The 22,611-nt window shown below is 64.5% G+C and carries 18 protein-coding genes and 1 pseudogene; 7 read left to right on the top strand and 12 right to left on the bottom strand.

What is annotated here, in order from left to right:
* Positions 1-177: 177 nt before the first annotated feature.
* Positions 178-1,416, top strand: coding sequence for a DUF2336 domain-containing protein (locus GE253_RS07575; protein WP_153203540.1), 1,239 nt, complete (start codon positions 178-180; stop codon positions 1,414-1,416).
* A 49-nt stretch (positions 1,417-1,465) separates the two neighbouring features.
* Here GE253_RS07575 and GE253_RS07580 read toward each other — a convergent pair whose 3' ends face one another.
* Complete coding sequence (locus GE253_RS07580) at positions 1,466-1,798, bottom strand: DUF1491 family protein (protein WP_153203541.1); 333 nt, start codon at positions 1,796-1,798, stop codon at positions 1,466-1,468.
* Positions 1,799-1,909: 111 nt separating this feature from the next.
* Between GE253_RS07580 and surE the strand changes: the two genes are divergently transcribed.
* Positions 1,910-2,668 (top strand): 5'/3'-nucleotidase SurE, encoded by a 759-nt coding sequence (gene surE, locus GE253_RS07585; protein WP_247878543.1) that lies wholly within the window; start codon positions 1,910-1,912, stop codon positions 2,666-2,668.
* 204 nt (positions 2,669-2,872) lie between these two features.
* Here surE and GE253_RS07590 read toward each other — a convergent pair whose 3' ends face one another.
* The 4 genes from GE253_RS07590 to GE253_RS07605 all read right to left on the bottom strand — a co-directional run bounded on the left by GE253_RS07590 (position 2,873) and on the right by GE253_RS07605 (position 10,053).
* Positions 2,873-4,450 carry a peptide MFS transporter gene (locus GE253_RS07590; RefSeq protein WP_153203542.1) on the bottom strand — a complete coding sequence of 526 codons (1,578 nt, stop codon included), beginning with the start codon at positions 4,448-4,450 and terminating at the stop codon, positions 2,873-2,875.
* Between the two features lie 265 nt (positions 4,451-4,715).
* Positions 4,716-5,804, bottom strand: a complete 1,089-nt coding sequence (locus tag GE253_RS07595) for a patatin-like phospholipase family protein (RefSeq protein ID WP_153203543.1) — start codon at positions 5,802-5,804, stop codon at positions 4,716-4,718.
* 172 nt (positions 5,805-5,976) lie between these two features.
* Positions 5,977-6,759, bottom strand: coding sequence for a 3-hydroxybutyrate dehydrogenase (locus GE253_RS07600; RefSeq protein ID WP_153203544.1), 783 nt, complete (start codon positions 6,757-6,759; stop codon positions 5,977-5,979).
* Between the two features lie 114 nt (positions 6,760-6,873).
* Entirely contained in the window at positions 6,874-10,053 is a 3,180-nt protein-coding gene (locus GE253_RS07605; protein WP_153203545.1) for an AsmA family protein, read from the bottom strand.
* 78 nt (positions 10,054-10,131) lie between these two features.
* Between GE253_RS07605 and GE253_RS07610 the strand changes: the two genes are divergently transcribed.
* Complete coding sequence (locus tag GE253_RS07610) at positions 10,132-10,317, top strand: DUF4169 family protein (protein WP_153203546.1); 186 nt, start codon at positions 10,132-10,134, stop codon at positions 10,315-10,317.
* Here GE253_RS07610 and GE253_RS07615 read toward each other — a convergent pair whose 3' ends face one another.
* A complete protein-coding gene (locus tag GE253_RS07615; protein WP_247878544.1) occupies positions 10,318-12,927 on the bottom strand; it encodes a glycosyltransferase in 2,610 nt (869 codons plus the stop codon). It lies immediately after the preceding gene.
* A gap of 189 nt (positions 12,928-13,116) precedes the next feature.
* Between GE253_RS07615 and GE253_RS07620 the strand changes: the two genes are divergently transcribed.
* Positions 13,117-13,536 (top strand): HIT family protein, encoded by a 420-nt coding sequence (locus GE253_RS07620; RefSeq protein WP_153203547.1) that lies wholly within the window; start codon positions 13,117-13,119, stop codon positions 13,534-13,536.
* 83 nt (positions 13,537-13,619) lie between these two features.
* Positions 13,620-14,450 (top strand): endonuclease/exonuclease/phosphatase family protein, encoded by an 831-nt coding sequence (locus GE253_RS07625; RefSeq protein WP_153203548.1) that lies wholly within the window; start codon positions 13,620-13,622, stop codon positions 14,448-14,450.
* Between the two features lie 6 nt (positions 14,451-14,456).
* On the opposite strand, the gene GE253_RS07630 is transcribed toward GE253_RS07625, so the two are convergent.
* The gene (locus GE253_RS07630; RefSeq protein ID WP_211101386.1) at positions 14,457-14,894 is read right to left on the bottom strand and encodes a GNAT family N-acetyltransferase; all 438 of its coding nucleotides are present in this window, start codon (positions 14,892-14,894) and stop codon (positions 14,457-14,459) included.
* Positions 14,895-15,099: 205 nt separating this feature from the next.
* Positions 15,100-15,359: pseudogene (locus GE253_RS07635) on the bottom strand (type II toxin-antitoxin system prevent-host-death family antitoxin).
* Between the two features lie 98 nt (positions 15,360-15,457).
* On the opposite strand from GE253_RS07635, the gene GE253_RS07640 reads away from it, so the two are divergent.
* Positions 15,458-17,950 carry a ligase-associated DNA damage response DEXH box helicase gene (locus GE253_RS07640; RefSeq protein ID WP_153203549.1) on the top strand — a complete coding sequence of 831 codons (2,493 nt, stop codon included), beginning with the start codon at positions 15,458-15,460 and terminating at the stop codon, positions 17,948-17,950.
* 74 nt (positions 17,951-18,024) lie between these two features.
* On the opposite strand, the gene GE253_RS07645 is transcribed toward GE253_RS07640, so the two are convergent.
* Positions 18,025-18,711, bottom strand: a complete 687-nt coding sequence (locus GE253_RS07645; RefSeq protein ID WP_153203550.1) for a transglycosylase SLT domain-containing protein — start codon at positions 18,709-18,711, stop codon at positions 18,025-18,027.
* Positions 18,712-19,045: 334 nt separating this feature from the next.
* Here GE253_RS07645 and GE253_RS07650 point away from each other — a divergent pair, with 334 nt between their 5' ends.
* Positions 19,046-20,341 carry a methyltransferase domain-containing protein gene (locus GE253_RS07650; protein ID WP_153203551.1) on the top strand — a complete coding sequence of 432 codons (1,296 nt, stop codon included), beginning with the start codon at positions 19,046-19,048 and terminating at the stop codon, positions 20,339-20,341.
* On the opposite strand, the gene GE253_RS07655 is transcribed toward GE253_RS07650, so the two are convergent.
* From GE253_RS07655 to GE253_RS07665, 3 genes are all read right to left on the bottom strand, one after another.
* Positions 20,338-21,042: an LrgB family protein gene (locus GE253_RS07655; RefSeq protein ID WP_153203552.1), complete on the bottom strand. Its 705-nt coding sequence runs from the start codon at positions 21,040-21,042 to the stop codon at positions 20,338-20,340. The genes GE253_RS07650 and GE253_RS07655 overlap by 4 nt on opposite strands.
* Positions 21,043-21,152: 110 nt before the next feature.
* Positions 21,153-21,521, bottom strand: a complete 369-nt coding sequence (locus GE253_RS07660) for a CidA/LrgA family protein (protein WP_153203553.1) — start codon at positions 21,519-21,521, stop codon at positions 21,153-21,155.
* A gap of 2 nt (positions 21,522-21,523) precedes the next feature.
* Positions 21,524-22,402 carry a dienelactone hydrolase family protein gene (locus GE253_RS07665; RefSeq protein ID WP_153203554.1) on the bottom strand — a complete coding sequence of 293 codons (879 nt, stop codon included), beginning with the start codon at positions 22,400-22,402 and terminating at the stop codon, positions 21,524-21,526.
* Positions 22,403-22,611: the final 209 nt, after the last annotated feature.

Here is a 22,611-nt window from a genome sequence, read left to right on the forward strand (position 1 = left end):
CCCCAGCCAATTCCACCATTGATCGTGCCAGAATTTTATTTCGATTATGCGGCTGGTTTTGCGACAAGCCCGTGCGAAGCCCGCCCGTTATTCCGATTGCAACTTCGTTCCGGCTGGGTAATCGTGGTTTCATGGTCCCGCCCCCCCAAGGCACTTCTGCTAGCGCCCCCTCATCATATGACCGACAAACCGGACAGGCCCGCCCGCCCCGGCGCCATGGTGGCTTATGAGGAGGCCAAGGCGCTGGCCGTCAGCCCTGACCCGCAGGTGCGCGCCGATCTGGCGGCCCGGCCCGATCTGGCGCCGGAACTGCTGTTCTATATGGCCGATGATGATGATCCGGCGGTGCGCCGCGCCGTGGCCATGCATGAATCCACACCTTTGCGGGTGGCCCCCCGGCTGGCGCGTGACCGGGATGTGGATGTGCGCGTCATGCTGGCCCGCCGGCTGGCCCGTGCCCTGCCACACTTGTCGGCGGCGGAAAGCGTGGCCCTGCGCGATATCGCCCTGCACGCGCTGACCATGCTGGCCGCCGATCAGGTGGTGCGGGTGCGTGCTGCCGTGGCCGGTGCGCTGCGCGATGTTGCCGTGGCCCCGCCGGCCCTGATCGCCACCCTGGCGCGCGATGTGGCGCGGGAGGTGGCGGAACCCATCCTGCGATCCTGCATCAACCTGCCGGATCAGGAACTGATCGCCATTGTCGGCGCCCAGCCCATCCCCTGGGTGCTGGAGGCGATTGCCCGGCGCGCAAAACTGTCTCCCCCGCTGGCCGATGCGGTGGCGGCCCAGGGTGACCGGGTGGCCACGGCCACGCTGCTGGCCAATCCGGGGGCAAGCCTGTCGGACCAGGGGCTGGACGGGTTGGTGGAAGGCCGGCTGGCGGTGACCCAGCAGCCGGCCAACGCGGTCAAGTCGCTGCTGCCCCCCGGCCTGCTGGGCCGGCTGTCCCGCATCATTGATGACAGCGTGCGCGGCGAACTGGTGGCGCATGGTTTTGACCGGGAGGACCGGCAGGAAATCGTCGCCGTCACCCAGCGCCGGTTGGAATGGGCGCGCGATTATGTGAAACGGGAACCGGCCGACGCCAAGGCCCTGCGCCTGAAGGCGGAAGGCCGTTTGTCGGAAGAGGTGGTGTGGGATGCGCTGTCCTGGGGCGACAAGGGTTTCGTGCGCGCGGCGCTGGCGCTGCGCGCCGATCTGCCGCCCGATCTGGTGCAGCGCATCATTGATACGCAGAGCGCGCGCGCCATCACGGCGCTGGCCTGGCGGGCCGGGCTTTCCATGCGTTGCGCCCGTCTGCTGCAACTGAAATCCGGCCTGCCGCCCACGAAACTGCTGAACGCCCGTAACGGGGTGGACTACCCGATGACAGAGGAACAGATGCGCTGGCAACTGGGCCTGTTCGGGGTGGAATGACAGCCGATTCCACGATTGCCATCCAAAAACTGTCGCTCCCGCCGTTTCCTCAATCCACTTCTTGGAACGGGTTTTTGCCGTCGCGGCTTTCCACCTCGATCACCCAGAGGTCGGGGTCACGCTTGGTGTGGCGGTCGATGAAGGCGGCGGCCTCCATCTCATCCATCAGGGCGCCATTGGCGCCCGGTACCCAGCCCAGCTTGCCGGACAGGTCGCGCCCCTGGGTGAACAGCTTGTTGCCCTGGCCCAGTAGGGCGATTTTCAGCAGGATCAGCCCCCCTTCCCGATCCCCCTTGCGCAGCACATAGGCACCGATACCGGTGCTGTTGCAGCGGCGCAGGCCGGCCTGCACGATCAGGTGGGTGGGCAGGCGGTCTTCCATGGGATTGGCTTTCCGGCAGGATGGGGATCGACTTCAAACGCCCGTCGGCTTCAAATGGGGCCGACGAGAGATCAACAACACCATGCGGACCCGATGATGCAAGAGCCAGTGATGTTCAATCGCGCCCTTCTGACCAATGATGACGGGATTGATGCGCCCGGTCTGGCCGCCCTGGCCGCGGCGGTGGCCCCGCTGGCGCGGGAAATCTGGGTGGTGGCGCCCGAACATGATCAGAGCGGGGTGTCGCGGGCGCTCTCGCTTTACACCCCGCTGCGGCTTTATCCACGGGGGGAGCGGCGCTTTGCCGTCAGCGGCACGCCCAGCGACTGCGTGGCGATGGCGCTGCGGGTGGTGATGGCGGACAACCCGCCGGATATCGTGTTTTCCGGCATCAATCGCGGCGCCAATCTGGCCGATGAGGTGGGATATTCCGGCACGGTCAGCGGGGCGATGATGGCGCGGCTGCTGGGCGTGCCGTCCTATGCCGTCAGCCAGGCCTGGCGCGACCGGGAGAATGTGCGCTGGCACACGGCCATCCAGGCGCTGCCCGCTGTGGTGCGCCGCTTCGGCCCGGCCCCGCGCACGGTGTTGAACGTGAATTTCCCCGATCTGGAGCCAGACGAACTGACCGGCCTGTCCATCACCCGCCAGGGCCAGCCGGGTTCCATGTCGGTGGAGGTGGAACAGCGCAGCGATACGCGGGGTTATGCCTATCACTGGCTGGCCCTGCGCCGCCGCCAGGGGGCGCCGATGCCGGATGGCAGCGACATCGCGGCCCTGCGCCGGGGGGAAATCAGCGTCTGCCCGCTGGGCTTTGATTTCACCGATGAGGCCATGCTGGAGGAACTGCGCGCGGCGGGTGGGGTATAGCGGTTGGGGATATTTCGACCCCTTTCCGTCATTCCCGCGAAGGCGGGAATCCATGCAACAGAGCGGATTTTGGATTCCCGCCTTCGCGGGAATGACGGTGGTGAGGGCTGATAGAGTATGGCCAGTCTGGCAAAGAAATAAAAAGGCCCGCCGGATCAGCATCCGGCGGGCCTTTCTGGATTGCCTTCAGACGGCTTGCTTTAATTATTTCTTGCCGTTCTTGGAGGTGTGCATATCGGCGGCGTCCATGTGCATCAGCTTGCGCAGGAAGGGGCTGATCAGGGCGACCAGCACGGCAATCACCGTGGCCCCGATGAACAGATCCCAGAACACGCCGCTATAGACCGGCAGGCTTTCCTGCGCCGTCATCACCTTGCCCGGTTCCGTGCTGGTGCTGGCCAGGGCCGCAACCCAGCCGGCCAGGAAATGCGCCCCGGCAGAGGCCAGGAACCAGACGCCCATCACCATGGCGGTGATGCGCGCCACCGACAGGCGGGAGATCATCGACAGGCCGACCGGCGACAGGCACAGCTCACCGGTCGTGTGCAGCAGATAGCCCAGTGCCAGCCAGAACAGGCCGGTCTGCGCATCCTCCCCCGCGAGCGAGGCACCGAAGACCAGCGCGCCGAAGCCCAGGCCCACCTGCAGGATGGCCAGGGCGAATTTCATCGGGGTGGACGGCTCCCACCCTTTCTGCGCCAGCTTCACCCAACCCCAGGAGAAGACGGGGGCCAGCAGCACGATGAACATCGGGTTGAAGACCTGCACCACCGAGGCCGGCACGATGAACAGGCCAAAGAAGGAGCGGTCGGAATTGCGGTCGGCAAACAGGGTCAGCGAAGTGCCGGCCTGTTCGAACAGGGTCCAGAACACCACCGACAGACAGGTCAGCACCAGCACCACGACCATACGGTCGCGTTCAATCTTGCTACACTGGGTCAGGCTGAACCACAGGATACCGGCCAGCACCACGGCCACAATCACCAGCAGCAGGCTGCCGACGACAGCGTGCCATTGCACCAATTGCCAGTTGATCAGCACGGCAGCCAGGGCGCCGACATAGATCATGGCTTCCCGCGACAGGCCGATGGCGGTGCGCGCCTTCAACTGCGCCGGATTGGGCGGTTCGGCATTGCGGTACCATTGGGTACCACGGGCAAACACCACCAGGCCCGCCACCATGCCGATGCCGGCCAGCCCGAAACCATAGGCCCAGCCATAGGTTTCGCCCAGATAGCCGCAGGCGATGGTGGAGAAGAAGGAGCCCAGATTCACACCCATGTAGAAGATCGTATAGCCGGGGTCGCGGCGTGGATCATCCTTGCTGGGATAGAGCTTGCCCACCATGGTGGAGATGTTGGATTTCAGGAAGCCGACGCCGACAATGATGAAGGCCAGCGACAGGAACATGATCTGATCAAAAGGCGACTGGCGGACGATGACGCCATCGATGATCTGGGCTGGGCTGCCCTCGAACGCCATGCCGATATGGCCGCAGACCAGCAGGATGGCGCCCAGCATCACCGCCTTGCGGTTGCCCAGATAACGGTCGGCGATGACGCCGCCGATCACCGGCATCGCATAGTTCAGCGAGGCATAGCTGGCATAGATGAAGCCCGCCATTTCATCACTGTAAAGGAAATGCTTGACCAGAAAGAGGGTCAGCAGGGCGCGCATCCCGTAAAAGGAAAAACGCTCCCACATCTCGGCAAAAAACAGGGGGGCCAGACCACGCGGGTGGCCGAAGAAGCCGCGCTCCGGGTCGTTAGAGATCAAAGCCATCGTCGCCTTGCGGGTGATATATGTCCGAAGGCGCGGGCTATATCATGTTTGGTGGGTCTGGAATACCGGCTTTGCGGGACAGACATGGCCCCTCGCAGGTGCGGTATGAGCAGTGTTCAAGGGGTGTTCGGCACATTTTCCATCAGCGGGAGCGCTGTGTTGAAATAATGCCTCTCAGCCAACGTCTGGCTTGAAATAATCCGCCGCCATCACCATGGCTGACCGTTGCGGGTGGGGAAAATTTTTTTCACCCATCCGTCACGGATCAGACAAAAAATGGCCCTGTTTCAAAGCTGCTGCCATGGCCCAGGCGGTCGGAATGACTGGCGAGCCAGGAATCGGCGGCACTGCGGCCCATATCCCGCAATTCACACAAGAAACCCCAATCGCCGTTCAACTTGCTGGAAACGCCCAGTTCCGCCATGCCGGCTTCACTTTCCACCATATGCAGATGGATGGGGCGCAGGCCGCTTTCCGGCCCGATGCGCCCGTCGGCCAGCAGCCGGTTGACCAGTTCGATGGAACGCAGTTCACGGTAGAAGGTGGAATTGAAGCTGATCTCGTTGATGCGGTCGATGATGGCGCTGGGGGCACGGGGCAATTCCGGGCGATGAATGGGCGTGACCTGCACGATCATTACATCGGCCGACTGGCAATGTTTCACCAGCGGGTCAATCACCGGGTTGCCCATGTAGCCGCCATCCCAATAATGTTCGCCGTCGATCTTCACGGCCTGGAACAGCATGGGCAGGCAGGCGGATGCCAGCAGGCATTCCACTGACAGTTCCTGCCCGGCGAACACCCGCAACTGGCCCTGGTTGACATTGGTGGCGCTGACAAACAGGCGCACATCGGTCGCCTGCCGCAGCAGGCTGAAATCCACCAGCCCTTCCAGCACATCATGCAGCGGGTTCAACCCCATCGGGTTGAACTGATAGGGCGACATCATGCGCACCATCATGTCCAACCCGGCATAGATGGGGTTGTTGTCCAGGTTGGGGCCGCTGCCAAAGGGGGACAGCCAGGGCTGTGAGAAAGGCCCCAGCGCGTGCGACTTGGCCACCCGCCGCCATAGCCGCTCCAACAGCTCCCGCGCCGCCTGCGGCCCGCCGGTCAGCAGGCCCTGGGCCAGCAGGGCACCATTCATGGCACCGGCGGAGGTGCCGCTGATCCCCTCCACCTCCAGTCGCCCATCTTCCAGCAGCCGGTCCAGCACCCCCCAGGTGAACGCCCCGTGGGAGCCGCCCCCCTGCAGGGCCAGATTGACGCGGTGACGGGTGGGCACAGAAGATGGCTGCGCAGCGACGGGCGCGGAACGGCGGCCCGGCGTGTGCGGGGAGGGGGGCTTGGTCATTGATCCGGTGTCTTCATAAAATTACACCAAGGGGCATGGACCATGCCCCTTGCAGGCCATCGACCGCTGACCCGCGCACACATGTGTGCGCAAGCCAAGGGTGCTTCGGCGCCCGCCCGGCGCCTGAGGGAAAATGCACATACCAAGTGCCATGGCACATGGCGCTTGGTAATTACTGCGCCGTCCAGCCGCCATCGACGGGCAGGGAAGCACCTTTGATATTGCCAGCGGCTTCGCTGCACAGGAAGACCGCCAGATCGCCCAATTGGTCAGGTGTGGTGAACTGGCGGGAGGGCTGCTTTTCCGACAGCAGCTTTACCTGTGCCTCGGCAACGGTGATGTTTTCCCGCGCGGCCAGCGCATCAATCTGCTTCTGCACCAGCGGGGTCAGCACCCAGCCGGGGCAGATGGCGTTGCAGGTGATGCCGCTTTCCGCCGTTTCCAGGGCCACCACCTTGGTCAGCCCCACCACGCCATGCTTGGCGGCGACATAGGCGGCCTTCTGGGCGCTGGCCACCAGACCATGGGCCGAGGCGATATTGATGATGCGGCCCCAGTTGCGCGCCTTCATGCCCGGCAGCACGGCCTGGGTGCCATAGAAGACGGCAGACAGGTTGATGGCGATGATGGTCTCCCACCGTTCCGCCGGGAAATTCTCCACCAGGGCCGTGTGCTGGATGCCGGCATTGTTGACCAGAATGTCAACGGCGCCAAAGGCCTGCTCCGCACTGGCCACCATGGCGGCGATCTGGTCGGGCTTGCTCATGTCCGCGGCGGAATAGAGCGCCTTGACGCCGAAATCCGCCTCAATCGCCTGACGCTCCGCCTCGATCTCGGCGGCATCGCCGAAACCGTTCAGCATGATGTCGGCCCCCGCGGCGGCCAGCTTGCGGGCGATGCCCAGCCCGATGCCGCTGGTGGAACCGGTGACGATGGCGGTCTTACCCTTCAACATGCTGTGCTGGCTCCCGAAAATGAATGGTTATTCAGGTTGATGAAATAACCCGGATCGCGCCGCCATCCAACCACGCTTTTCGGCAGTGCGATAGGGGGTGTGGTGACGCGGGCATCAGCCATCCCCCTTGCGCAGCCGGTCGAGAATCCCGCCCACCGGGTCGCGTGGGGTGGGGGCGGGCTTGGCGGCCGGCTTGGCCACTGGCTTGGCCACTGGCTTGGAAGGAGTGGCGGGAGGGTTGGCGGGCGCTGCCGCTGCCGGGGCGGGCTTGGGGGCCTTGGCGGCTTCCCGCTTCTGGCTCCAGCCCTGCAAGGCGGCAAGATCGGCCGTGCGTGTGGCGTTGTTTTTCGGCCCTTTCAGGGCAAGGCCGATGGCGGGGGGGCTGCCGTCGGCGGCGGGCAACAGGCTGAAAGCCATGGTCAGGCTCTCGGGCTCCAGTGCCCAGGCACCGCCGCCGGTCACACTGCCGGCGGCGGATTCAAGGCTTACCCCGCTCAGGGCGACCACCTTGTCGGCCAGCGACCAGTCGAGCGTCAGTTGATCGAATCCGGTCTGCCCGCCACGCGACAGCAAATGGCGCAGATCGGCGGCCATATTGGCCCCGCCCTGGTCGATGCGCTTGGCGACGGCGCCCAGATCCAGCCCGGCCAGCGTGCCATTGCGGAAAGCCGCCTTGCCCTGGCCATTCAGCCCGGACCAGAGGCCATGCGGGTTCTTGCCTTCCCCGGTTCCATTGAAGCTCAGTTCCACCTGACCGGCGGTGACGCCCATACCGGTGGGAAGGGCGGCGAACCGGTCGGGCAGGGTTGCCCCCTTGACCGCCAGGGTCATGTTGCCGGTCAAGGGCGGGGCCCCGCCCTCCGGTCCGGTTTCCATCTGTGCCCAGGCGCCGCTGGCGCTCAGGCTGCCGCCCTGCCAGGTGCCGGTCCCTTCATTCAGGCGCAGCAGGCCGGGTCGTGCCTCCAGCCGCAGCAGGGTGTTTTGCGCCGTCTCCCCCGCCAGGGTCAGGGCGGCGCTGCGCAGGGTCAGGGCACCATTATAGCGGCGGGTCCAACCCAGGCCGATATCCCCCTCCGGCTTGGTCAAGTTGGGGATGAACCGATCCAGGTCCAGGGCACCCAGGCTCAATTCCCCATCCAGGCTGGGGGGCGTGGCTTCCCCGCCCTCTGCCGGGGCCGGTTTGCCGGGTGTCCAGCGCAGGGTGCCTTCCAGGGGCTGGCCGGCGAAATTGCCTTGCAGGGCGGAAAGCGTCAGCACCTCGCCCCTTCGGCCACCCAGTTCCCCATAAAGGTCCAGATTGCCCAGCCCCGCCAGCGCGGCATCGGGCAGCAGCAGGCGCAGCGCGTCGGCGGTTTCCGGCAGGGTGGTACGGATTTTCAAGGCGAGGGTGGGTGCCGCTGCTGGTTCCAGCACCTCCCCGCCGATCTGGACGGTACCACCCAGCAGGCCGGCGCGGATATCCAGCGCGGCCTTGGCATCATCGCCCACCATCCGCGCTTCCAGCGATACGGCCCCCAGCCGGTCGGCCAGCGGGATGGCATCGATGGCCAGCGCGCGGAACAGCGGGGCCAGGGTGGGCGCGCTGGCGGTCAGGGTCAGGTGGGAACCGCCGGTCTGCCCGGTCCCGGCATAGCGGCCATTGGCCTGCAGGGCGATGCCGGACAGGGATTTCACCGCCAGTTGGCGCAGGGTGACAGCACCATTTTCCAGGCTGCCATCCAGGGCCAACCCTTCGGCCTGCAAGCTGGCCAGGGCCAATTGATCCGCCTTCAGGTCCAGCGTCAGGTTGGTTTCCTTGACCAGCGGGGCCAGCAGGTCGGCCCAGGCGGGCGCATCGGCCGTGCGATAGGCATCCAGGTCCAGCCGGTCCAGCACCAGCCGGGCGCCAAGCCCGGTGCGTTCCCGCCTTGTCAGACTGACGGCTCCGGTCAGTTTCGTGGTGTCGATGCTGCCGGTCAGGTCGGTCAGCGACAGATCATCCGGCTTGCCGGCCAGCTTGCCATGCAGGTCCGCTTGCCGCAGCCGTTCCACCGGCACCTTGGCCAGATCAAGGCCGGCCCAGGTCAGCGTGTCGCGCAGGGACGGGCTGGTCAGGCTGACGGCAAGCTCCATGCGCGCTGCCGCTTCCCGCAGATCGGCACTGCCCGACAGGGTGATGGCGGTGCCGCCGGGCAGGGTGGCATTGCCCTGATCCACCGCCAGCACCCGATCCTGCATCCGGCCCACCAGCCGCAGGTCGCGCAGCGTATCCCCGTGCCAGCGCGCCTCATCGGCCAGCAGGTCGATATCCATCAGGGCGCTGGGCCAGAAATCCACCGGCAATTCGCCGGGCTTGCCCAGCATATCCAGATCCAACTGGCTGAAGGCCAGCACCAGCGATCCCGATGCCTCGGCAGAGCGGGGGAATTCCGCGCTGCCGGTGGCGTGGGCCACCCCCCATTGCAGGTCGATCCCATCGATCCCGACACTGTCATGGTCTGCCGTCAACCGCCCGCCAAATTGCACCGACCGGCCCAGCCCGTCGGCCGGTTGTGAAGTCAGCCCCAGCAGCGGGCGCAACAATGCGGCCAGCGGATTGGCATCCACCGCCTGCAGGCTGATGTCGCCTGTCAGCTTGTCGCTGTCGCCCGCCGGCAGCACGCCGGAAAAGCGCATTTCCGTCTTGCCCGCCGGCATGGACAGGGTGGCCCGCACCGGCAGGGCCCCGCCAGCGGCCCGGCGCGCGGCAGCAAAGCTGAGGCGCAGCGGCTGGTCATTGGCGGTGGCATTGGCGGTCAGTTCAAACGGCCCATCGGGGCCACCGGCTGTCAGTTCCCCGGTCAGTGCTTCCAGCCGCAGGGTGGGCCGTTCCGGGCGCTCCCAACTCAGCCGGCTGTCGCTGAAATGCAGGCTTTCCACCTGCACCGATTTGCCCAGCGACTGCACGGCAATGGGCCAGCGCACAGTGCCGTCACGGTCCTGGCGCACCCGCATGTCGGCGCCTTGCAGGCGCAGCGATTCGATTTCGATGGATTGCGACAGCAGGGCCAACGGGCGCACGCGCAGCGCCACCTTTTCCACGCTGGCGACATTCTCCCCGCCATCCAGCAGGCGCACATCGGCCACGGTCAATGCTGGCGCGGGCAGCAGGGTCAGCGAAAGGTCGCCATCGATCACCACCTGCCGCCCCGTCAGATCGGCCAGGACGGCGGCCACCTGATCGCGGAACTGGTTCCAGGGAATAAGCGCCGGGGCCAGCACCAGACCGGCGCCGACCAGCAGCAACAGAACCACCAGGACCAGGAATTTGCGCAACGGACCAACCCTCTTGCCATAGCCGTGCAGACCGGCGTTAACCTATCGCGGGAACGCCGCCGAGGGATAGGGGATGAAATGGGCGAAATCGTGAATCTCAATCGGGCCCGCAAGGCCAAGGAAAAGGCCGCACGGGAATCACAGGCGGCAGAGAACCGGGTGAAGTTCGGCCGCACCAAGGCTGAGAAACAAAAAAGCCGGGCCGAGGATGAAGCCAAGGCCCGGCTTTTGGAAGGTCACAAGCTGGATAAACCAGACCAATAACTATTCTGCCGCCGGCGCCGGCTGCGGTTCATCCTGCTTGGGCATGGGCAGGCCGTTGATGGTGGCCACGGCCAGGGCTGCGATATAGGGCAGGGACTGCACCACCAGCATGGCCGACCAGATATAGGCGTCGCGGTTGTCGCCACCTTCGCGCCAACCCACGGCAAAGGCGGTGATCCACAGGGCCACCATCAGCATCACCTCTTCCTTGGCGTGCAGGAAGCCCTGGATCAGCGCCGGCTGATCCTCGCACTTCGGCGTGCGCACGAAGGGGCGGCCCTGGGTGAACAGCCCGGTCCAGACGGCGCGGCCCACCGTATGGGTCAGCGCCATGCCGGCCACGGCGGCATTCACCTTGTCCAGGAAGCCGCACTTCACCCGTGCCGCATAGAGCCAAAGACCGCACGCCACCTTGAAGAAGAAGACGCCCAGCGTGGGCATGATGAAGACGGTGGGCGGGAATTCGAAATAGCGCGGTGCCAGCAGCAGGCCCAGCGACCAGAAGACACCGCCAATGACAAAGCCCATATGGGCCGCATCTGCGAACCAGGGCAGCCAGCCGGTGACGAAATGGTATTTCTGGCCAAAGGTTAGTTTCTTGCCGGATGGCAGGAATTCCCGCCAATGCCGTTTGATGATCTGCACGGCACCATAGGCCCAGCGGAAACGCTGGGTCTTGTAGCCGGCGAAGCTGTCCGGCACCAGGCCTTTGCCGAAACTGTCGGGCATATAGACCGATTCCAGCCCCTCCTCGAACAGGCGCAGGCCCAACTCCGCATCCTCACAGATGCACCATTCGGCCCACCAGCCCACCTGTTTCAGGATGGAGGTGCGGATCAAGGTCATGGTGCCATGCTGGATAATGGCGTTGCGTTCGTTCCGCTGCACCATGCCGATATGGAAAAAGCCCTGATATTCCCAATTGATCATCCGGTGGAACGGATGGATGTGCCAATCCCGGTAATCCTGCGGGCTCTGCACGAAGGCGACCTTGGGATTTTCGAAATAGGGGGTGGTGGAGGACAGCCAGTCCGGTGTGACCTGATAATCGCTGTCGATCACGCCGACCACTTCGGCATCCGGGGCCGTGACGGCCAGACCGAAATTCAGCGCACCGGCCTTGTAGCCCGGCCATTTCGCCAGATGGAAGAAGCGGAAATGCGGCCCCAGCTTGGCGCAATGTTCTTCCAGCGGCTTCCATACCGCCTCATCCTTGGTGTTGTTGTCCAGCACCAGCACTTCGAAGTTGGGATAATCCATCTTCGCCAATGCGTTCAGGGTTTCGATCACCATATGCGCCGGCTCGTTATAACAGGGCACATGGATGGAAACCTTGGGGTAGTAATTGTTGGGGTTGGCCTTGACGGGGGCGAATTTCCGCTTCCAACGGTCGGTCCACACCACCTCCGTCAGTTCCAGCCCGTCAATCAGCACCACCACCAACAGCAATATCTGGGCAAAGATCAGCACCAGGAAGGCGATGAAGGACATGGTGTTCATGCCCGTGGTCATCGCCTCTGTTGCCGTCCAGACCAGACCGGACGCAATACCCTGGATCAGGGCGCCATAGAAAAGCTGGCCGGTGGGTTTCAGATCGTCGCGCCGCAGCACGAACCAGACCATGGGCAGGAAGGCCAGTGCCGTGGCGATGGCGCAGAGCACCGGCCAGCCCGGCACTTCGAACACCCCACCTTCCATGGGGAATTTCATTTGGCGATGGGTATCCCAGATGCCCCAGTTGGCCTCAGCCTCGCCGCCGATCTCCCGCTTCCAGGGCTGGTCGAAGGCTTCCATGATGTAATAGTCCCAGCGGTTCTCACCGGCCAGGTTCAGGAAATTGCGGATGAAGGTGGCCTCGTTCACCAAGCTGGCCTGAGCACCGCCGCGATAGGGTCCATCGGACGGCCAGCCGGCCTCACCCACCAGGATATGCTTGTCCGGGTACTTGGCGCGCACCGCGTCATAGCCTTTGCGCACCTGATCCATCGCCTGTTCGATCGGCACCTTTTCCCAATAGGGCAGCAGATGGATGGTGATGTAATCCACCGCCTCCGCCAACTCGGGATGCTTGAGCCAGACATAGGGCGGCTCAGCGGTGGAAACCGGCACGTCCAGCTGCTTCTTGACGCGCTGCACGTAATCGATCAGCGCGCCGACCTCCAGATCGCCGCGATACATCACCTCATTGCCGACCATCACCCGCTTCACATTGGGGTTGGCGCGGGTGAGGCGGACGAGGCTGTTAATCTCCTGCTCATTCTTGCCCAGATCGCCGGAAATCCAGGCGCCGGCCGTCACATCCAGGTCATGCTTGGCGGCCAGCTCCGGGATCACCTCCAGCCCGTCGGTGGCGGTATAGGTGCGGATAGAGCGCACATAGGGGGCCACCACTTCCAGGTCACGCTCCATCTCGGCGCGGCTGGGGTGGCGGCCATCCTGCGGATTCTGGTTTTCCTGATAGGGGCTGAACGCCACGCCGGCGATGGTGCCGGCCCACAGGCGCTCGGGCGTGGTGGGCCGGTTGGACACGGCCCAGGCGCCGATATTGCCCAGAACCAGCAGCACCAGCACCAGCCAGGCCGAACCACGCATCTTCAGGATTTTGCCCATCTTACCAATCAAGCCCCTGGAAACAGCCGGATGTCATCCGCAAACCGGCATGGTGTGGCAGCCGTTTCTGTTATTTTTGTGAACCGCGCAATGTCTATCGCTACTTGCCCACCTTAAGATAACGCAATATAGCACCGCTGGTACAGTGTTGCCCCAGTATCACGCTGATTTGAAGGGATGCGCAGCGCCATGGAAAATTTCACCCTGCATGAACGGCTGGCCGCCGATACGGTTCCGCTGGGGGATTTGCCGCTGTGTCGCGTGCTGTTGATGCGCAACCAACTGTTCCCCTGGCTGATCCTGGTACCGCGTCGGGCCGGGGCGATCGAGATTCATCGCCTGTCGGTGGTCGATCAGATGCAGTTGACGCATGAGACCTCAGCGGCGGCGCAGGTCCTGGAGCATCTTTTCCAGCCCGACAAGATCAATACCGGGGCGCTGGGTAATATGGTGTCGCAGCTTCATATTCATGTGATCGCCCGTCGCCGCGACGATCCTGCTTGGCCTGGCCCGGTCTGGGGCAGCGGACAGGGGGCTGACTACGCAGAAGGGGAGGCGGAGCGGCTGGCGGCGGCGGTTTGGCGGGAACTGGCACGCTTTGACGGTTAAGTTTTGGTGACGGGCTGGACAGGCCACCGGGGGTGCTTTAGCGATTGGTTCTATCTAAACGCAGTAAAGGTATCAGATTTGTCATGAAGCGCCTTCTGCTCGGCATGGCTTTCGTTCTTTCGGCATCCCTGGCCCCGGCTGCCGCACCGCCCGTGCGGGTGATGAGCTACAATATCCGCTATGACAATCCGGATGACCGGCCCAACTGGGCGGAACGCCAGGGGCCGATGCTGGCGCAAATCCGCTTCACCGCCCCGGATATCCTGGGCGTACAGGAAGCGCTGCCGCACATGCTGGCAGCACTGGCCCAGGGGCTGCCCGGCTATGGTCATTACGGCAAGGGCCGCAATGACGGGGTGCAGGGTGAAAGCACCGCCATTTTTTACAGCCAATCCCGTTTTGAACAGGTGCGTGCCGAAACCCAATGGTGTTCGAAGACACCCGACCGGCCCAGCAAGGCCGATGGGGCAGGGGAGCCGCGCACCATCACCCGGCTGGTGCTGAAGGATCGGCAGGATGGCGCGCTCTATGATGTGCGCAATGTGCATTTCGACAATGTCAGCGACCGAGCCCGCAGCGACTGTGCCCGGCAGGTGGCGGCCATCCCGACGGCACCGGGTGCCCATACCATTGTGCTGGGCGATCTCAACAGTGGGTTGGATGGCGGGGCCTATCACTTGCTGGCAACGGGAAGCGGCCTGCGCGATGCTCGCCCGCTCAGCCCGATCATTTTCGGGCCGGAGGGCACTTTCAATGATTTCGACATCCGCCAGAGCGGGGAGGCCATCGATCATATTTTCATCGATGCCGGCCTTGGGGTGGCGCGCTTCGCCACCCTGACCGACAGCATCAATGGGCAGGTGATTTCCGACCATTATCCGCTGGTGGCGGATATGGTGCCGGCGGTCAGGTAACCTAGCTCACAGCGGGCGGATAAAAATCTGGTCGCCGCCGCTGGTCATCCCGTCCGGTGCCCAGCCATTGCGCTGGTAAAAAGCGGCGGCGCGGCTTTCTGGCTGGGTGGATAAGGTCGCCTGTTGCCAGCCGGCGCGGCGCAGATCGCCGATCATCCGTTCCATCAGGCTTTGTCCGATGCCCCGGCCCTCCGCCTCAGGGAAAATGAAAAGCGCCCAGATGCTGCCATCCCGCAGATCAGCGGCGGCAAACCCCAGACATTCGCCTGTGGCTTGTTCGCATAACCAAAGCGATCCTTGTTCGATGAAGGGGTAATAAGCACTCTCCGGCACCCTGGCGGGGTTGGACAGGATATTTTCCCGCACCGAAAGTCGGATATGCATCAGGTTGGGGATATCCGGCCTCGTCGCAAGGCGGATGTGATAGGCGAGGGAAGCTGTCATGATTTCTCCATCCCCCCGACCCTGGCCGATTTTCACCCTGGCTGCACCGTCTTTTTCAGCTTGGCCGTGTGGCCCTAGATGAGTCTGCCTGCGAGCGGATTCACGCCAAAAGGTCATTTCACCTTTCTGCAATCTACTTTAGATCAGTTATATGGGGCCGGGGTAGTGGGCAATGGTGCTGTCTGCCGTCAGCAACAATAAACCTTCAATATTCGCCTGGGCGATCAATATCCGGTCGAATGGCATCAATTTCTGCTCGCCCCAGCTCATCAAACTCATCGGGTACCAGAAATAACCGGCCAGCATTCCCAACCGGCGTGGGGGCTTCTCAATCGCGGCAAGGGGAACCACCTTGACCAGCGGTTTGCCGGCCTTGGCGATGATAAATTTCTCGCCCTTCACGGTGTCTTCGACCAGACGGGAAAGGTTGGTCTTGGCTTCGTGGAAGTTCACCACGCGCGTCATGGTCCCCTCCGACAAACTTAGTCTAATGAGCTTCGTTTAAAGGATACTTGCCAGCAATCACCCTTTCCGTTCGTGCTGCGTTCCGCCATGATGCGCCGATGGATGCGCTTGAGCCCGTCGATAATCTGGTCCCCCCCGCCATTGCCGGCTGGTTTCGCTCGCAGGGCTGGGTGCCGCGCGACCATCAGGTGGCGATGGTGCGTGCGGCGGCCGACGGGCAGCACGCGCTGTTGATCGCACCGACCGGGGCGGGCAAGACGCTGGCGGGCTTTCTGCCGACCCTGATTGATCTGTCGGAGCGCCCGCGTGAGGGGTTGCACACGCTCTATATCTCGCCGCTGAAGGCGCTGGCGGTGGATATCCAGCGCAATCTGGAAACGCCCATTGCCAGCCTGCGCCTGCCCATCCGGGCCGAAACCCGCACCGGTGACACACCGGAGGCCAAGCGTGCCCGCCAGCGCTCCAGACCACCGCATATCCTGATGACGACAGTGGAGAGCCTGGCCCTGATGCTCTCCTACCCCGAAGCGGCGGATATTTTCCGGCCACTGCGACGGATCGTGATTGATGAGTTGCACGCGCTGGCCGGCAGCAAGCGGGGTGACCTGCTGGCGCTGGGCCTGGCGCGGCTTTCCACCCTGGCACCCGGCGCCTTGCGGGCGGGCTTGTCGGCCACGGTGGCCGATCCTGATGCGCTGGTGGCCTATCTCTCCCCCACCGGTCGTCTGCATGATGATGAGGGGGAGTTGGCCCCGGTGCGCACGGTGCTGGGCCGGGCCGGGGCGCGGCCGACGGTGGAGATATTGGCGACCAAGGAATATCTGCCCTGGGCCGGCCATATGGCGCTGCACGCGCTGGCGGAGGTCTATCAGCGCATCCGCGACCATGGCACGACGCTGGTTTTCGTCAATACCCGCGCCCAGGCAGAATTGGCCTTTCAGGAACTCTGGCGGCTGAATACCGAGAACCTGCCAATCGCCCTGCACCATGGCAGTCTGGCGGTGGAACAGCGCCGCAAGGTGGAAGCGGCCATGGCCGCCGGAAAACTCCGTGCTGTCGTCGCCACCTCTTCCCTGGATCTGGGGATCGACTGGGCGGGGATTGATCTGGTGGTGCAGGTCGGCGCGCCTAAGGGCGTGTCGCGCCTGTTGCAACGCATCGGCCGGGCCAACCACCGGCTGGATGAGCCCTCCAAGGCGCTGCTGGTGCCCGGCAACCGATTTGAGGTGCTGGAATGCGAGGCGGCGGTGGAGGCCATTGCCGACGGCACCCTGGATGGTGACCCGATGCGGCCGGGTGCGCTGGATGTGCTGGCGCAGCACATGACCGGCACCGCCTGTTCCGCCCCCTTCAGCGCCGATGCGCTCTACGGGGAGGTCGTGCGGGCGGCCCCCTATGCCGACCTGTCACGCGATGAATTTGACGATGTGTTTGATTTCGTGGCGACCGGTGGCTATGCGCTGGGTGCTTATGATCGCTTCAAACGGCTGACGCGGGATGAGGATGGGTTGTGGCGGGCCGCCAACCCGCAGGTGAGCCGGCAATACCGGCTGAATGTCGGCACCATTGTTGAAGAGATCATGCTGAATGTCCGGCTGAACCGCGGGGCGGTGCTGGGCCGGGTGGAGGAATATTTCGTCAATGGACTGGTGCCGGGCGACAGTTTCGTCTTTGCCGGCCAATTGCTGAAATTCGTTGGTGTGCGGGAGACGGAGGTGATTGTCGCCAAGGGCGGGGAGGGGACACCGAAGGTACCCGCCTATGCCGGCGGGCGGCTGCCGCTTTCCACCCATCTGGCCGAAAGGGTGCGCGGGCTGCTGGAAAATCCCCGCCATTGGGATCGGCTGCCGGAAACGGTGCAGGAATGGCTGCGGCTGCAGCAATATCGCTCCACCCTGCCGGACCGCTCAGGCCTGCTGGTGGAGACCTTTCCGCGCGCCGGCAAGGAATTCCTCGTTGCCTATTGCTTTGAAGGGCGCAATGCCCACCAGACGCTGGGCATGTTGCTGACACGGCGGATGGAGCGGGCGGGGCTGCACCCGCTGGGGTTCGTGGCGACCGATTATGTGCTGGCCACCTGGGCGCTGAAGCCGGCCACCGACCTGGATTTCCTGTTTGATCAGGACATGATGGGCGACGATCTGGAAGCCTGGATGGAGGAATCCTCTATGCTGAAACGGCTGTTCCGCAACGTCGCCATCATTGCCGGCTTGATCGAACGCCGGCATCCGGGATTGGAGAAGACGGGGCGGCAGGTCACCTTCAGCGCCGATCTGATCTATGATGTGTTACGCAAACACGAGCCCGGCCATGTGCTGCTGCGCGCCACCCGTGCCGATGCAGCGGCGGGATTGACCGATGTGCGCCGCCTGTCCGACATGCTGGGCCGGGTCAAGGGCCGCATCCAGCATCGTCGGCTGGATCGCATCTCCCCCCTGGCGGTGCCGGTGTTGCTTGAGATCGGGCGCGAACAGGTCTATGGCAGCGCCCTGGATGCGCTGCTGGATGAGGCCGCCAGCGACATGCTGGCCGAAGCCGTGCCGGAACTGCTGCCGGGTGCCGGTAAAGCGACGCAACCCCGCCTGTTGTGAGGGGCAAAAACAACAAGGCCCGGCAGCGATGTCACTGCCGGGCCTTGTCCATTGGTTAGATGCAAAACAGCCGATCAACCGACCGGCGTATTGCTATGCTGTTCGAAGGCGCGGCGGGTGCGCGGCGCAATCGACGGGGCGTCGGTGTCGCCGCAATTGCGAGCATCGATCAGCGAAGCGCTCTGCTCCGCACCCAGGCTGACCAACTGGCGCTGCACCTTGCACTGATAGGCAGCCGCCTTGAAGCCGGCGGAACCATTGTAACGGGCAACGGCGCCGGCCCAGCTCCCCACCTCCTGGCGCAATTGCACCAGATAACGGGCGGCGTAGCGGACATTGGCTTCCGGATTGACGATCTTTTCAACCGGGCGGAAGGCCTGCTTGTGATGGGCCAGGGAGAGCTGCATACAGCCGGCGAAAACGCCGTCGCGCAGATTGCCCTTGCTGTCACGCAGGTAACGGGCTGCTTCCGTCTCGTTCCCCGGGAACACGGCGCGACCGCGCACGTTCATGATGTAGGGGCTGGGGGTGCCGCCACCACCGCTCTCCACCAGGGAGACGGCCAGCAACATGCCCTTGGGAATGTTGAATTCTTTTTCGGCGGCCAGAATATGGTTGGTGCAGCCGGCTTGTGCCTGCCCGGCGACGAGGCCGAGACCGATAAAGGCAAATGTAGCAGCGGCGATACGGGAGATCAGGCGACCGGACGCAAATGGGCTGGGCTTGGCCTTGCGGTGCTCACGCATCGTCGTATCGGTCATCCCAGGCTCCGGTCCGTTGGTGGCGTCAGGTCCGGCCAATCCGGTTCTTTCCGCCATGTGCCCGCTTGTGCGCGGGCGCCGCAATCAGGCCACCGTTACGAAATGCGGTGACCGCTCCCTATATCGAACACCGGCTCTATGCGCCGGCCGCATATCAATCCCAGATGCCGCGCATTGGGTCAACCAGAAAAAACTCCAACTGGTGCGGCAAAAGCACAGAAAGACTCCTTTTTCGGCAAAAGGGCTGGGTCTGCCCAGCGTGGGCCGCCGGCTCTCGCCGGAAAAACGGCGTGATATAGCAACGCCATTCGCCCTTCCTGCCCACAAGACGATCATGACAAACACCCTCGCGCGCGCCTTCGAACTGCTTGACCAGGGAGATCGCAGCGGCGCCATCGCCATCCTGTATCAGGCAACAGAGCAGGGGGCAGGGGGGGAGATCGCCGGCCTGCTGGCCGAATTAAGGGCCGAAGACGGGGAACATGAACAGGCCGTCGCTTTGTTCACCCGTGCGCTGGCCGATGATCCCGGCCATGGGCCCTGGCGGCGGGCCAGCCTGACATCCCTGATGCAGTTGCCGGAAAGGCGGGGGCAGGCGCGGCGTTTCTGTGCGGAAATGCTTGCCCAGCGGGGTGACGAGCCGGTCGCCCATCGTCATATGGCCCGGCTGTGTCTGGAGGTGGGGGAGAGAGAGGCTGCGGTCGCCCACGCACGCGAAGCCATCTTTCTGGCCCCGCACGATCTGGAATCGCTGCGCGACATTGCCTTTATTCTGACGGCGGCAGGTGAGCCTTTGCCAGCGGTGGAGGCATTGGCTACCGCCCTGGCCCAGGCGCATCCGGCCGATCCGGCGCTTCCCTTTGCCATGGTGGCGCAGGCGCGTGGCTGGTTGGCGCTGGCGGAACCGGCCAAGGCCAGCGCCAACCTGCGCCGGGCACTGGAGCTGGACCCCGACGATTTGGCGGGTGCCCAGTCACTGCTGGACCAGTTGGCGGCGGCCGATGTGCCGGCCGACCTACCGGCCACCTTTGTGCGGGCCCTGTTCGATACCTATGCCGACCGGTTCGACCGCGAACTGGTCGGCCGTCTGCACTATGATGCGCCGGGTGCGCTGCGGGCCCTGCTGGATGAACAGGGTGTCGGCGGTGGGCGCGATATACTGGATGCCGGTTGTGGCACCGGTCTGGCGGGCCTGGCCGTGCGGGATATGGCGCGCCATCTGGCTGGATTTGACCTCTCCCCCCGCATGGTGGAGAAGGCGCGTGCCCGCGACATCTATAATGAACTATGGGTGGGGGAACTGGTGGAAAGCCTGTCGCAGCGCCCGCGAAGTGCCGATCTGCTGCTGGCGGCCGATGTGCTGGTTTATCTGGGTGATCTGCGGCCGGTGATGGCGGCGGCGGCCAAAGTTCTGCGGCCGGGCGGGCTGTTCGCCTTCACCTGTGAATGGGTGGACCAACCGGACGGTTTCCTGCTGCATGAAGGCCGCCGCTTCGCCCACTCTGAATTCCATGTGCGGGAAGCGCTGGCGCAGGCCGGTTTCACCATCCGCACCCTGCGCCATCACAGCACCCGCACCGACCGGGGCCAGCCGGTGCCGGGGCTGATCTGTCTGGCGGGGCGGGCTTAACCCAGCACCAGCACCGCCAGCGATACCAGCACCGCCGTCAACAGGCCGGACAAGGCCATGGCGATGCCGCCATAGGTTCCAGCCTTGGGATCGATCTGGAAGGCGGCAGCCGTGGCGATGCCATGGGAGGCGCAGCCCATGGCCGTGCCCATGGCACGCGGGTCGCGCAGGCCCGCCAGTCGCAGCACACCGGGGCCGATCATCGCCCCCAGGATGCCAGTACCCAGCACCAGGGCGGCGGTGAGCGAGGGCAGGCCGCCGATCTGTTCGGCAATGCCCATGGCCACCGGTGCCGTCACCGATTTCGGCACGATGGAGGCGACAGTCAGCCGATCCGCCCCCAGCCACCAGGCCAGCCCCACCGCACTGCTGATCGCCGTGACGACGCCAGCCAGGATGGCGGCCAGCAGCGGCAGGGCCATAGCACGCACATCATGCCGGTGCGTCCAGAACGGCACCGCCAGACAGACCGTGGCCGGCCCCAGCATGAAATGCACGAACTGGGCGCCGGCAAAATAGGTGGGGTAGGGGGTGCGGGTGGCGAACAACACCCCCATCAGCAGCAGGATGGACAGCGCCACCGGGTTGGCCCAGGGCGGCCGCCCGACCTTTTCATGCACCCAGCCGGCGACCAGAAAGGCCAGAATCGTCGCCGTCAGCCAGAAAAGCGGCGTGGTCGCCAGATAGACCCAGAGATTCATGACGATATGTTCCCTCAAGTGCCGGGCGCCGCCATCCGGCGGCTTGGCTCGCGGCGCATGTGCGCCGGGCTGGCAGTCGCCAGCCTCCAATCTGCAAGGGCAGATTGGTCCTAACCGTGCCCCCGCCGCCTTTCCTGCCAGCGGGCCACCAGCGTGAAGACCCCCCCGGTGACTAGCAGGGTCAGGATGGTGGAGCCGACCAGCGCCACCCCCACCGCCAGCCATTCCGCCGCCAGCCGGTCCAGATGCTGGATCAGCCCCACCCCCGCCGGTACGAACAATAAGGAGAGATGGCGCAGCAGGCCGTCGGCGAAGCTGCGCAACGCCTCCCCCGGCCCACCGCGCCAGACGATCAGCGCGAACAACAGCACCGCCCCCAGCACCGGGCCGGGCAAAGGCAGGGTACTGGCCCTCGCCAGCGCCTCCCCCAGCAACTGGCAGAACAGCACCAGGGCGATGGCCGCCAGAAAGGGTGGCATGATTACCCGACCTTGTTGGCCTTGAACCAGCCGATGCAGCGTTTCCAGGCGTCCGCCGCCTCTTCCGGGCGATAGCTGGGCCGGTAATCGGCATAAAAGCCGTGCGGTGCATCCGGATAGACATGGATCTCGCTGCTGGCCTTGCCCGCTGCCTTCAGGGCGGCGCGCATCCGGTCCACATCCTCCAGCGGGATGCCGCTATCCTTGCCGCCATAAAGCCCCAGCACCGGGGCATTCAGCTTCTGCACCAGATCCACCGGCACCATGGGCTGCAGCGCCGTTCCCGGCGTGACCAGCCGGCCATACCAGGCGACACCGGCCTTCACGGCCGGATTGTGGGTGGCATAAAGCCAGGTGATGCGTCCGCCCCAGCAGAAACCGGTCACCCCCAGCCGTGCCGTATCGCCGCCATTGGCCTTGGCCCAGGCGACGGTGCTGTCCAGGTCGGCCATCACCTGCGCATCGGGCACCTTGTTGACGATATCCTTGATCAGGGTCTGAATGTCACTGATCCCGGCGGGATTGCCCTGGCGGGCATAAAGCTCCGGCGCGATGGCCAGATAGCCTTGCCGGGCAAAGCGTCGGCAGACATCCTTGATATGTTCATGCACCCCGAAAATTTCCTGCACCACCAGCACCACCGGGAACGGACCCTTGCCTGCCGGCTGGGCGCGATAGGCTGGCAGTTCGCCGTCGCCCACGGGGATTTTCACCTCACCTGCCAGCAGCCCCTCGGCGGGCGTGGTGATGGTCTGGGCGGAGACGGGCAGGGTGGACAGGGCGAATCCGGTGGCAAGGCTGGTCACGGCAAACATCCGGCGGGTCAGGGGGGTGTTGACTGCACCCAGCAGGCACTGGGTTTCGGCGTCGGTCTGGTGCATGGAACCTCCGTTTCCTTCGCCCATCAGGCGAAACGCCGGGGAGTATAGTGCAACCCTGTTTCCCTTCAATCCGCCATGGGCTTGATCGGCGCAGCGCCCTGCGCCGGGCGCTGCCCAGCCTTGTGGTGGAATTGTCTGGCGTTGCGGCGGCAATGCCCCTATCTATCCGCCATCACCGAGTGGCTGAGGGGCCCCGGCGGACCTATGTG

Origin of the sequence: Niveispirillum sp. SYP-B3756, assembly GCF_009495745.1 — a bacterium.
In the GTDB taxonomy this organism is placed as follows: Bacteria; Pseudomonadota; Alphaproteobacteria; order Azospirillales; family Azospirillaceae; genus Niveispirillum.